This window comes from Bacillus sp. ms-22, assembly GCF_009759805.1.
Classification (GTDB): Bacteria; Bacillota; Bacilli; order Bacillales; family Bacillaceae; genus Bacillus; species Bacillus xiamenensis.
The window spans coordinates 544,553-557,218 of the sequence record NZ_CP046653.1; the positions used below are offsets into that span (position 1 = coordinate 544,553).

At 41.8% G+C, this 12,666-nt stretch carries 13 protein-coding genes; 12 read left to right on the forward strand and 1 reads right to left on the reverse strand.

The window, feature by feature from the left end; all coding sequences use genetic code 11:
* Positions 1-18: 18 nt before the first annotated feature.
* From glpX to GPA07_RS02880, 6 genes are all read left to right on the forward strand, one after another.
* Positions 19-984: a class II fructose-bisphosphatase gene (gene glpX, locus GPA07_RS02855; RefSeq protein ID WP_012011567.1), complete on the forward strand. Its 966-nt coding sequence runs from the start codon at positions 19-21 to the stop codon at positions 982-984.
* A gap of 367 nt (positions 985-1,351) precedes the next feature.
* Complete coding sequence (gene rho / locus GPA07_RS02860; RefSeq protein WP_008354975.1) at positions 1,352-2,635, forward strand: transcription termination factor Rho; 1,284 nt, start codon at positions 1,352-1,354, stop codon at positions 2,633-2,635.
* 130 nt (positions 2,636-2,765) lie between these two features.
* Entirely contained in the window at positions 2,766-2,966 is a 201-nt protein-coding gene (rpmE, locus tag GPA07_RS02865) for a 50S ribosomal protein L31 (protein WP_003215407.1), read from the forward strand.
* A gap of 87 nt (positions 2,967-3,053) precedes the next feature.
* Entirely contained in the window at positions 3,054-3,656 is a 603-nt protein-coding gene (locus GPA07_RS02870) for a thymidine kinase (RefSeq protein ID WP_157292000.1), read from the forward strand.
* Positions 3,657-3,935: 279 nt separating this feature from the next.
* The gene (malS, locus tag GPA07_RS02875; RefSeq protein ID WP_008354971.1) at positions 3,936-5,636 is read left to right on the forward strand and encodes an oxaloacetate-decarboxylating malate dehydrogenase; all 1,701 of its coding nucleotides are present in this window, start codon (positions 3,936-3,938) and stop codon (positions 5,634-5,636) included.
* Positions 5,637-5,725: 89 nt separating this feature from the next.
* Entirely contained in the window at positions 5,726-6,682 is a 957-nt protein-coding gene (locus tag GPA07_RS02880) for an AEC family transporter (RefSeq protein ID WP_008354969.1), read from the forward strand.
* Between the two features lie 80 nt (positions 6,683-6,762).
* Here GPA07_RS02880 and racA read toward each other — a convergent pair whose 3' ends face one another.
* Positions 6,763-7,311 carry a chromosome-anchoring protein RacA gene (gene racA, locus GPA07_RS02885; RefSeq protein WP_008354967.1) on the reverse strand — a complete coding sequence of 183 codons (549 nt, stop codon included), beginning with the start codon at positions 7,309-7,311 and terminating at the stop codon, positions 6,763-6,765.
* 208 nt (positions 7,312-7,519) lie between these two features.
* Here racA and prfA point away from each other — a divergent pair, with 208 nt between their 5' ends.
* The 6 genes from prfA to GPA07_RS02915 all read left to right on the forward strand — a co-directional run bounded on the left by prfA (position 7,520) and on the right by GPA07_RS02915 (position 12,608).
* Positions 7,520-8,587: a peptide chain release factor 1 gene (gene prfA / locus GPA07_RS02890; protein ID WP_008354965.1), complete on the forward strand. Its 1,068-nt coding sequence runs from the start codon at positions 7,520-7,522 to the stop codon at positions 8,585-8,587.
* Positions 8,577-9,464: a peptide chain release factor N(5)-glutamine methyltransferase gene (prmC, locus tag GPA07_RS02895; protein ID WP_071168435.1), complete on the forward strand. Its 888-nt coding sequence runs from the start codon at positions 8,577-8,579 to the stop codon at positions 9,462-9,464. The genes prfA and prmC overlap by 11 nt, the downstream gene beginning before the upstream one ends.
* Positions 9,465-9,601: 137 nt before the next feature.
* Positions 9,602-10,081 (forward strand): hypothetical protein, encoded by a 480-nt coding sequence (locus GPA07_RS02900; protein ID WP_008354961.1) that lies wholly within the window; start codon positions 9,602-9,604, stop codon positions 10,079-10,081.
* A 149-nt stretch (positions 10,082-10,230) separates the two neighbouring features.
* Positions 10,231-10,887, forward strand: a complete 657-nt coding sequence (gene spoIIR / locus GPA07_RS02905; protein WP_008354958.1) for a stage II sporulation protein R — start codon at positions 10,231-10,233, stop codon at positions 10,885-10,887.
* A gap of 63 nt (positions 10,888-10,950) precedes the next feature.
* On the forward strand, positions 10,951-11,394 hold the full coding sequence (locus GPA07_RS02910) for a GNAT family N-acetyltransferase (RefSeq protein WP_071168436.1): 444 nt from the start codon (positions 10,951-10,953) through the stop codon (positions 11,392-11,394).
* 161 nt (positions 11,395-11,555) lie between these two features.
* A complete protein-coding gene (locus tag GPA07_RS02915; RefSeq protein ID WP_157292001.1) occupies positions 11,556-12,608 on the forward strand; it encodes an L-threonylcarbamoyladenylate synthase in 1,053 nt (350 codons plus the stop codon).
* Positions 12,609-12,666 lie beyond the last annotated feature (58 nt).

Consider the following 12,666-nt stretch of genomic DNA (forward strand, 5'->3'; position numbering starts at 1 on the left):
GAGGAGATTTGGGCAAAAATGGAAAGAAGTTTATCGATGGAACTAGTACGGGTGACAGAAGCAGCCGCATTAAAATCTGCCCGTTGGATGGGAAGAGGATTAAAAGACGAAGCGGATGATGCTGCAACAAGTGCCATGCGTGATGTATTTGATACCATTCCGATGAAGGGAACTGTGGTCATCGGCGAGGGAGAAATGGACGAAGCACCAATGCTCTATATTGGGGAAAAGCTTGGGAACGGATATGGACCTCGCGTGGATGTCGCTGTTGATCCATTGGAAGGAACAAATATTGTGGCGAGCGGCGGCTGGAATGCCTTAGCTGTCATTGCTGTTGCGGATCATGGCAACTTGCTGAATGCACCTGATATGTACATGGATAAGATCGCAGTAGGTCCAGAAGCGGTAGGCTGCATCGACATTGAAGCGCCTGTCATTGATAATCTTCGTGCTGTTGCAAAAGCGAAAAACAAAGATATTGAAGATGTGGTTGCGACGATTTTAAACAGAGATCGACATGAAAAAATTATTGCTGAGCTGAGAGAAGCAGGCGCAAGAATTAAACTGATTGATGATGGTGACGTTGCAGGAGCCATTAATACAGCATTTGATCACACAGGTGTTGATATTCTATTTGGTTCAGGCGGTGCGCCTGAAGGTGTTCTTTCTGCTGTTGCGTTAAAGGCACTTGGTGGTGAAATCCACGGTAAGCTTCTTCCTCAAAGTGAAGAAGAGCTGAGACGCTGCGAGAAAATGGGGCTGGATGTTGGGAAAGTCCTCAGAATGGAAGACCTCGTGAAAGGTGACGACGCCATTTTTGCAGCGACAGGTGTAACAGACGGCGAGTTATTAAAAGGTGTTCAATTCAAAGGCTCTGTTGGAACAACACATAGTGTTGTCATGCGTGCAAAATCGGGTACTGTCCGATTCGTCGATGGCAGACACAGCTTAAAGAAAAAACCGAATCTTGTCATTCGTCCGTAATCTGAAAGCGGGTATTCATTACCCGCTTTTCATATAGGTGTCAAATGTATATCATTTTCTTTTTAAAGTTGAATATTCTCTGCAAATGAGGTAAAACTAAAGAGTGCTGCGAAATTTTCTGCGAATTTACTTCTTTTAAGCTTCAATAAGTTTAAATACTGCCGCATCATGACGATATATTCATTATCCTTCTCTATGTTGACAAAGCTCTATTTCACATTGTTCCTATCTTTTACGATAAAACGAGTGGGAGCGTTACCATGAGAGCGAGGTCAATCCAACAAAAAAACGGAATTAAAAGCTAATCAAATACAATGGTCATGCATTTGTAATGAAATACATTGACTAGAAAAGTGTGGTGTCCATATTGAAAGATGTTTCGATTTCATCTTTGGAAAATATGAAATTAAAAGAGCTGTATGAGTTAGCAAAACGGTACAAAATCTCTTATTACAGCAAACTAACAAAAAAAGAATTAATTTTTGCCATCTTAAAGGCAAACGCTGAGCAAGAGGATCTCTTATTTATGGAAGGGGTTCTAGAAATTATTCAGTCAGAGGGATTTGGTTTCTTAAGACCCATTAACTACTCCCCAAGCTCTGAAGATATTTATATTTCTGCTTCACAGATCAGACGCTTTGATTTACGAAATGGAGATAAGGTGTCTGGAAAGGTAAGACCTCCAAAAGAGAATGAACGCTACTATGGCCTCCTTCATGTAGAAGCGGTAAATGGGGACGACCCAGAATCAGCAAAGGAACGTGTTCACTTTCCTGCACTCACACCGCTATTCCCTGATCGCCAAATGATTCTTGAAACACAGCCTAATCACCTGTCTACTAGAATTATGGATATGATGGCACCAGTTGGATTTGGACAACGTGGATTAATCGTTGCACCGCCTAAAGCAGGGAAAACCATTTTACTTAAAGAAATAGCCAATAGCATTTCTGAAAATCATCCAGAGGCAGAACTGATTGTCCTTCTCATTGACGAACGTCCAGAGGAAGTAACAGACATCGAACGTTCTGTTGCAGGGGATGTTGTTAGTTCAACCTTTGACGAAGTACCGGAAAACCACATTAAAGTAGCAGAGCTTGTATTAGAGCGTGCCATGCGTCTTGTTGAACATAAAAAAGATGTCATCATCTTAATGGACAGCATCACAAGGCTTGCTCGTGCATACAACCTAGTCATCCCGCCAAGCGGGCGAACGCTTTCTGGGGGGATTGATCCAGCTGCGTTCCATCGTCCAAAACGTTTCTTTGGTGCTGCGCGTAACATCGAAGAAGGCGGAAGTCTAACGATTTTAGCCACTGCGCTTGTTGATACAGGTTCTCGTATGGATGATGTCATTTATGAGGAGTTCAAAGGTACTGGAAACATGGAGCTCCATTTGGATCGCTCTCTTGCAGAGAGAAGGATTTTCCCGGCGATCGACATTCGTCGTTCTGGTACGAGAAAAGAAGAACTGCTTGTGCCAAAAGAGCATCTTGATCGTCTATGGGCGATGAGAAAATCGATGTCAGATACACCTGATTTCGCTGAGAAGTTCATGCGTAAAATGAGAAAAACAAAGACGAACCAAGAATTTTTCGATATTTTAACGCAAGAATGGAAACAAGCCAATATGTCTGCATCAAGAAGATAGCTTCCTGAAAAAATACATTTGCAATCATAGACTCACGCTGTTATAATTTTATCATGTGCGTTTCAGAATTTATTCTGAGATATTAACTCTGTTTCCGAATTGGATTCAGGGCGGAAGGAGATGACAGTAGATGAAAACAGGAATTCATCCTAACTACAAAAAAGCTACAGTCAAATGCGCTTGTGGAAATGAGTTTGAAACTGGATCAGTAAAAGAAGAGGTACGCATCGAGATTTGCTCTGAGTGCCATCCTTTCTATACAGGCCGTCAAAAATTCGCTTCTGCTGATGGACGTGTTGACCGCTTTAACAAAAAATACGGTCTTAAGTAATAATAGATACAATAAACAGGCAGGAATCCGTTCTTGCCTGTTTTTTTACGTGGATTGATGGAACTTTAAAACGGGGGAGAAGACCTTATGTATGTGATGAAACAAAGCGGTTGGCTTGAAGTCATCTGCGGTAGTATGTTTTCTGGAAAGTCGGAAGAATTGATTCGGAGAGTCAAAAGAGCCACCTTTGCCAAACAAGAAGTAAAAATATTCAAACCAGCAATTGATAACCGATATAGCTCAAACTCAGTTGTGTCACATAACGGTTCATCAGTAGATGGGATTGCAGTATCCTCACCAAAAGACATAATAACGCACATATCAGAAAAAACCGATGTCATTGGCATTGATGAGGTGCAATTTTTTGATGAGACAATCATTGATATTGTCACTCAACTGGCTGATAAAGGCTACCGAGTCATTGTTGCAGGTCTTGATCAAGACTTCAGAGGAGAGCCATTTGGTGTTGTTCCGCATTTAATGGCATGTGCAGAGCTTGTAACAAAACTTCAAGCGGTTTGTTCGGTATGCGGCTCCCCAGCGAGTAGAACACAACGCTTGATCGACGGTAAACCCGCATCCTATGATGATCCTATTATTTTAGTAGGTGCGCAGGAATCATACGAAGCACGATGCAGACATCACCATGAAGTACCAAGACTGGACGTTGGTACAACACTTGACAATTAAAAAAATAGCAAATGCCGCTGTGTTTTGTTTTTCGATATTTTGGCTGAACACCCATCATTTGTACTTAAATAAATTAAATAATACTATGAAAAAATTATCTAATTTTCAACGCTTGCGTTTTGGCATAAGCAGGAATAAAATGACTAACTGTAGTGTAAGGCATTTAAACGAAAAGTTCGATTTCTTGTCATAATTTTTATGATTAAGGGTGTTTCTCCTTAATCATTCTTCTTATTAATATTTAACTTTATTTATATTTTAGAAAGAGGGTAGTTTTTGATGAACAACGTGAAGAAAACAAAAGAAGGGTACCTCGAAACCACTTTGACAGGTAAAGATGTATTATCGATTCCAACGTTGAACAAAGGCGTTGCTTTTTCTGAAGAGGAAAGACAAGAGCTTGGATTAGAAGGCTTACTTCCCCCAACTGTTCTTACTTTAGAACAGCAAGCGGAGAGAGCGTACAAGCAATTTCTAGCTCAGCCAGATCGTCTTCGTCAAAACGTATACTTAAGTGATTTGCAAAACCGTAACGAAGTATTGTTCTATAAGCTTCTTACAGACAAGCTTCGTGAAATGCTTCCTGTTGTTTACACACCAACTGTTGGTGAAGCGATTCAAGAATACAGCCATGAATACAGAAGACCTCATGGTGTTTATCTTTCAATCGACAACATTGACGGCATTGAGAAAGCATTTGAAAACTTACATGCAACAGCAGGCGACATTGACCTCATCGTTGCGACTGACTCTGAGAGCATTCTTGGAATTGGTGACTGGGGCGTTGGCGGTATCAATATTGCGATCGGTAAATTAGCTGTTTACACTGCAGCAGCAGGTATTGACCCAAGCCGCGTCATTCCAGTGGTATTAGATGTAGGAACAAACAATGAAAAATTATTGAATGATCCATTATACATCGGTAACCATCACAAACGTGTGCAAGGTGAAAAATACGAAGAGTTCATTGATGCGTATGTAAAAACAGCACTTAAATTCTTCCCGAAAGCATTGCTTCACTGGGAAGACCTTGGAAACAAAAATGCGCGTAACATCATGAAAAAATACAACGACAAGATCTTAACGTTCAATGATGATATTCAAGGTACGGGTGCCATTACTTTAGCGGGAGTTCTTGCAGCTGTCAAGAAAACTGGCACTCAATTGAAAGATCACCGTGTTGTGATTTTCGGAGCTGGCTCAGCTGGTATCGGAATCGCAGATCAAATGCGTGACACAATGGTACTTGAAGGTCTTTCTGAAGAAGAAGCAAACAATGCATTTTGGACATTAGACTACAGAGGATTGTTAACAGATCAATTTGAAGATGAAGTGCTTGATTTCCAAAAGCCGTACCTTCGTTCTTCTGATGAAGTGAGCGGATGGGCACGTGATGAAAAAGGACAAATTTCATTTGCAGAAACCGTTCGCAGGGTGAAGCCGACGATCCTAATCGGTACATCTGGTCAAGGCGGCGCATTCACTGAAGAAATCATTAAAGAAATGGCAGCTCATACAGAGCGTCCTGTGATCATGCCAATGTCTAACCCAACGCCACTTGCTGAGGCAGTGCCGGAGGATCTATTCAAATGGACAGACGGCCGTGCACTTGTTGCAACAGGCAGCCCATTTGATAACGTTGAGTATAATGGCATCGAACATGAAATCGGACAATCAAACAATGCGTTCGTTTTCCCAGGACTTGGTCTTGGTTCTATCGTAACGGAATCAAAAATCATCACAAAAGGCATGTTCGTCGCTTCAGCGAATGCGATTGCTGAAATGGTTGATCATGAAAAACCAGGCGCTGGTCTACTTCCAAGCATTGATAAATTGCAAGAAGTTTCTATTCAAGTGGCAATTGAAGTAGCGAAAGCAGCGATTGAAGATGGAGTGGCAAGAAAAACGCCTGACAACATCGAACAAGCTGTGAAAGACGCAATGTGGATTCCTGAATATAAAAAAATTGTAAGAGCATAATAAAATGTGTCATGCGGCGTTGTTTAGGGTAATTTAAGCAATGCCGCATGAAAAAGAAACATGTTAAGGATTTAAGGAGGAATAGTAAGATGGACTTTTTACATATTTTGATCCTCCTAGCACCGATTTTTTTCGTTATCGCGCTGGGTTGGTTCGCAGGGAACTTCGGCAGCTATGACGCTAAATCTGCAAAAGGTGTAAGTACACTTGTCACAAAGTATGCTTTACCAGCGCACTTTATCGCCAGCATTCTGTCAACACCAAAAGATAAATTCTATAGTCAAATTCCGTTTTTCGTTGCATTGATTTTAGGAATCGTTGGTTTTTATATTATTATCCTTCTTGTGACGAAATTTGCGTTTAAATACGATTTAACAGATTCATCTGTTTTCTCATTAAACTCAGCTCAACCGACCTTTGCATTTATGGGGATTCCGGTCTTAGGCAGTTTATTTGGGGCTCAAGAAGTCGCAATTCCGATTGCGATTACCGGAATAGTTGTAAATGCATTGCTTGATCCAATTGCCATTATTGTGTCAACCGTCGGTGAAAAAACAAAAGGAAAAACAAAAGACGGCGAAAGCTTCTTGAAAATGACAACAAAAGCTATTTTGCATGGTTTGTCAGAACCACTTGCACTTGCACCGCTAGCAAGTATCATCCTTGTTCTTTTAGGATTTAAACTTCCTGAAATCGGACATGAAATGTTAGAGGAAATTGGTAGTGTAACTTCAGGGGTTGCGCTATTCGCAGTCGGTGTAACGGTTGGTATTCGAAAAATTAAACTCAGCTTACCAGCATTCAGTATTGCCCTATTAAAAGTAGCTGTACAACCATTGCTTATGTATTTGATCGCCATTCTTATGGGACTTTCGGCTGATGAAATTACAAAAGCTGTATTGCTGGTTGCCTTCCCAGGTTCAGCAGTTGCAGCGATGATCGCAACACGATTTGAGAAACAAGAAGCGGAAACTGCATCCGCATTTGTGATCAGTGCGATCATGTCACTTATTACATTACCGATCATTATTGCACTTACCGTATAATAAAGAAGACAAAGGGCTAAAATAAAGATCATTTTAGCCCTTTGTCAACAATCTAAGGCTGCCTATCGAGGCAGCCTTTCTTAACGAAATGAATGAAACAGTGGGAAGAGCACACGCTTCTTTTTGATCTCAGGGTGTCCCTTTTCCTTTTCTGCTTCTCCTTTTGATGGTTGTGTCAATGTGGCTGTGAGGCGCTCTAATGTAGCCGTTAATTCTTCAATTTCTTTTCGGTGCTGGAGGAGCTGGTAGGAGACACCTTCATCCGCTTTTTTAGCGAGTTTCCGTTCAATTTCTTGAAAACGTGTTTCAATATGACTGGCGTGTGATTGCTGCTGAAGGAGCTTCTTCACTTGTTCTTCTAAGGCTTCTATCCGCTGTGCAGAGGCAGAAGTTTCTACAGCAGGTGATAACTGCTGAACAGTTTCTTCATGGATCGGCAGCCTAATGTCATGAAGAATCACACCTTCATTCATTTGGCGTTTGACCTCTTTGAGCAGCTGCACAATGTCATCGTGAAATTCGTAATGTCCAAGTTCATTTCGGGCGACAGGGATGTTGAGTTGTTTCACCCAACGCTGAATTGTTTTTGAAGATACACCAATTTCCTTTGCAACCTCATTTGTATTCAAATCAAATGCCCTCCCTTTTTCAGTTACAAGTACCATTCTCTTTCAGGAGTAGCCGTTCCTTCACGTTAGACAAAACAAGTAACCAATCGCCAAAGATCGTGTTTTCTAGTGGAAAATTGCAAAAAACAATTGTTTTGGAAATTTTTTTGACTGTCATACCCTGCTATACTATAATTAGACTGTTACGCACAAAACAGAGGTGAAGACCATGTTAGACCGTTTAAAATCAATCGAAGAACGCTATGAAAAGCTAAATGAATATTTAAGTGATCCTGAAGTGGTGAACGACCCTAAGAAGCTTCGTGAATATTCGAAGGAACAATCCGATATTCAAGAAACTGTTGAGGTATATAGACAATATCGTGCGGCATACGATCAGCTGAATGAAGCGAAAGCCATGCTTGAAGATAAGCTGGATGCCGACATGCGCGACATGGTCAAAGAAGAAATTTCAGAGCTCACAGAGGAAACGGAACGTTTAGAAGACGAACTGAAAATCTTGCTCATCCCGAAAGATCCAAATGACGATAAGAACGTAATTGTGGAGGTTCGTGGTGCAGCGGGTGGAGAAGAGGCTGCTCTTTTTGCAGGGAATCTTTACCGTATGTACAGCCGTTATGCCGAAATGCAAGGCTGGAAAACGGAAGTCATGGAAGCGAGTGTTACTGGCACTGGCGGTTATAAAGAGATCATCTTTATGATTAGCGGAAAAGGCGCATACTCCAAGCTAAAGTTTGAAAATGGCGCACACCGCGTGCAGCGTGTTCCTGAAACAGAATCAGGCGGCCGGATTCATACATCAACAGCTACAGTTGCTGTATTGCCTGAGGCGGAGGAAGTTGAAATTGATATCCACGAAAAAGATATTCGTGTGGATACATTTGCATCAAGCGGACCTGGGGGACAAAGTGTAAACACAACTATGTCTGCTGTCCGGCTGACTCACTTGCCAACAGGCGTGGTTGTCTCCTGTCAGGATGAAAAATCACAAATTAAAAATAAAGAAAAAGCAATGAAAGTGTTACGTGCAAGAATTTATGATAAATTCCAGCGTGAAGCACAGGCTGAATATGATCAAACACGTAAATCTGCTGTTGGAACAGGGGATCGTTCAGAGCGTATCCGTACGTACAATTTCCCGCAAAACCGTGTAACGGACCACCGCATTGGATTGACGATTCAAAAGCTTGATCAAATTTTAGAAGGAAAACTTGACGAGGTCATTGATGCATTAATTATGGAAGACCAAGCAAGAAAACTTCAAAATGCAAAATAAAGAGCGAACGATCTTTGAAGCCCTTAAATGGGCTTCTTCTTTGTTAACGGAAGCGGGCAGAGACCAAAACGCAGCAGAGCTATTGTTGATGCATGTGCTTGGATGGAACAGAAGTGAACTTCTTGCACGCCTTCATGATCCACTGCCAGAGGTGCAAGATCAACAATTCAGCGAGTTCGTAGCGCAGCACAAGCTTGGAGTGCCTGTTCAGCATTTAACGGGTGTTGAATTTTTTTATGGCCGTCCATTTGAGGTGAACAAACATGTTCTCATTCCTCGTCCTGAAACGGAGGAAGTTGTGCTGGCGGCATTGAATATGGTGAATCGCGTTTTTCCAGATGATCAGCCGCTTAAAGCACTTGATGTTGGCACAGGCAGCGGAGCAATCGCTATAACGTTAGCTCTTGAAAAAAAATCATTATCTGTCACAGCGACTGATATTTCGCATGAAGCACTTGCGGTAGCAAAGCGGAATCAAGAAGCGCTTGGTGCAGACGTCCATTTTTTACAGGGAGATTTACTTGAACCTGTCATGGCTCAAGGCATCAAAGTCGATTTATTTATTTCCAACCCTCCTTATATTGCGGCAGAGGAAATGGACAGTTTATCAGAGGTTGTCACGAAGCATGAACCTGTCAATGCGCTGACTGATGGTCGTGACGGTCTGTGGTTTTATAAGCGTCTCGCTTGTGATCTCCACAACGTACTCAACAAGCAAGCAGTAGTTGTCTTTGAAATTGGACACACGCAAGCACAAGATGTCAAAGCACTTCTCGTGCAGGCATTCCCTTCAGCTGTTGTCCGCATCGTCAAGGACATTAACGGAAAGGATCGAGCTGTTTGCGCACATATTCAAAACGAAAGTCCGGCTGAATAAAGTCGGACTATTTTATTATGTAAAGATGAAACTTATGGTAAAAGAGGAACGTATATATAGAAGAATGAACATTCTGATCATGATTTTTTACATAAATTTGTTTTGAAGGAGCGAATGGTGTGAACAGAAGGTATGCGATGGTGTTGGTCATCGTCAGTGTACTATTGATTGTGAGTGCTTGTGGCAAAACGGGCTTTAAAAAAGAAGCAGCAGCATTTGGAGAAAGTTATAAAAAAGCACAATACACAGTGAATCGAACAGATGACCTATCTGACATGAAGGAGAAGTTGAAGTCTTATTTAACTGATCATGAATATCAAGAATATACACAAGACAGCATGTTCCCGAGTGTATTAGAAGCAGCAAAGGATCAAGATTGTCAAATTAAGCTGAAAAACATTACGTTTACACCTTCAGATGAAAGCGACGACAGGATTGAATTTGACTATGAAATGACCATTCAATTTATTGATCAAAAAGGAAATGTCAAAAAGGAAATCGAGAAGAAAGGGCAAATGACTGTCATCAAAACAGAATCAGGTTTAAAAATCAGCCGAGATTGGGATGGGAGACTGTATCCCTCTGATTACCAATCCTCACACCAAAGCCGTTCATAGGTTGAACGGCTTTTCAACGTGCTCATCTCACGAATCAAATTTAATGGCTCTCGCTCATAATCTATTAAAAAAATCATTTTTGCTGTTTACGAGATGCGTTTCCTGGACACAATGTTTGTAGCGAAGAGAAAAAGTGGGGGGAACACATCATGTTCAAAAGTAAAATGATGATTTGTCTTTATATGTTTCTATTATTATGTGGTGCTTTTGCAAACCTTGGAAAAGAGGAGACAGCGGCTGCTTCTGCAAATCAGCCTGTTGTGATCCCAGATGAAGCGATTCGTTTACGCATTTTAGCCAATAGTGACCGGTCGGCGGACCAGGATGTGAAAAGAAGCATTCGAGATGAGGTCAATGCCAATATAACGGAGTGGGTCAAAGACCTCACATCCATTGAAGAAGCCAGACGTGTCATTCGTTCAAAGCTTCCAGACATCAATCGGATCGCCAAAGCAAAATTAAAGGAACAGCACATTGACCAATCGGTATCCGTCAGTTTTCAAAAAGCCTCATTTCCAACAAAGCTTTATGGAAACTTCGTCTATCCTGCTGGAAAATATGAAGCCATTTTGATTACGCTTGGAGAAGGGGACGGAGCCAATTGGTGGTGTGTGTTATTCCCGCCTCTCTGCTTTATCGACTTTTCAAACGGAGAAGCCATTGCATCACCAGAAGGAGAAGATAAAGGCCAAGTTTCAGCGCAGCAATCAAATGAGTCTGTCAATGAAGTGGTGAAAGAAGAGGAAGAGGAGACTGGTGAAGTGAAGTTCTTTTTGTTCGAATGGGTCTCTAGTCTTTTCTCTTAAAAAAGGTCTAAATCTGTTTTTGCCTCATAGAGTTGAAGTAAGAGATCAAAAAGAGGTGAAAGCATGTTTTATCAATTAAGAATAGCAACAGAAGAAGATGTTCCGGCTATCAATGCTTTTCTTGAAAAAGGACAAGCAAAAGGCGGGGTGACGATTGCAGAACGCACAACATTTGTTGTGATGGAAGATGCGGACGGTCAGCTTGCAGGCTGCTTAGGGCTTGAACAGCTTAGTGAACAAGAGGGATTGCTGCGTTCGCTTGTTATATCGGATAAGCTCGGTCAGGGGCACATTGTTTCTTTGTTCCAAAGTGTTCAAACGCTGGGAGAAAAACAAGGTGTGGATACCTTTTATGTCATAGCAAACCATTCGTCCTCGCATGATTTTTTAGCACTCATGGGCTTTACACCTTTAGAGGAAATCCCGCAATGTGTGTGGGTATCTGCGCATGCAAAAGAGTCATTGGGGAAAGAACAGGCTGTCGTGCTGCAAAAATCGAGAGGTTAATCACAAAAAATCGGACTTATACACATACTTATCCACTGTTAAACAAGCGTTATCCACAAATTGTGGACAACGCTTGTTTTATTTAGCATCATCTTTTATACTTTCAAAAGGATAATCGAGATATATCAACAGTTTTATCTTTTTTAAAAGGAGTTTGTATGATGTTAAATACAAAAAGGTGGTCTGTGGATTTAAAAAAGGATTTATCCACATACTATCCACAAATTAAACAAGCAGCCCTGTTGTTGCAGCAAAATGAAGTGGTCGCTTTTCCGACAGAAACGGTTTATGGACTAGGGGCAAATGCGAAAGAGACCGAGGCAGTTAAGAAAATTTATGAAGCGAAAGGGCGCCCAAGTGATAATCCTTTGATTGTACACATTGCGGAGGTTCAGCAACTCCATGAATTTGCACAAATAGAAAACGAAAAAGTAAAAACACTGATGGATGCCTTTTGGCCCGGTGCTTTAACGCTTGTGCTTCCATGTAAGCCTGGCATTTTATCAAAGCAGGTGACAGCAGGTTTATCCACAGTGGGTGTAAGAATGCCAGATCATCCCGTTGCACTCGAACTCATCCGGGCAGCTGGCCTGCCAATTGCCGCTCCAAGTGCCAATCGCTCAGGGAAACCGTCGCCGACACTAGCTGATCATGTAGCGAGTGATCTTGATGGGAGAATTGCTGGCATTGTCGATGGCGGTTCAACGGGTATTGGTGTTGAGTCAACGGTTGTATCCTGTATAGACGAGATTCCCGTGATCTTAAGACCGGGTGGCATTACAAAAGAAGCGTTAGAAGAGGTAGTAGGAACAGTCAACGTCGATCCGGGGCTGACGAAAAAGGATGAGGCGCCTGTATCGCCAGGGATGAAATACACACATTATGCACCTGAAGCACAAATGTATATGTTTCATGGAAGTGATGAAGAAATGCAGCGTCACATTCAGAAGTACCAGGCTGAAGGGCTAAAAGTTGGTGTGCTGACGACAGAAGAAAAGAAAGAATGGTTTGTGGCAGATGTTGTTTTTAGCTGTGGACGGAGAGAAAAGCCTGAAACCGTTGCTGCCAACTTATATCGTGTGCTAAGACAGTTTGATGAAACGGATGTAGACTTAATCATTTCAGAAACTTTTTCAGAACAGGGCGTTGGTTCTGCGATCATGAACCGTCTTCAAAAAGCGGCAGGAGGGCGTACCCTCTCTTCGCTCAAATAGTTCTAACCTCTCTTGGACAAACATAGGTTAAAGGAGAATGCGTGTCCAAGGGGGATTT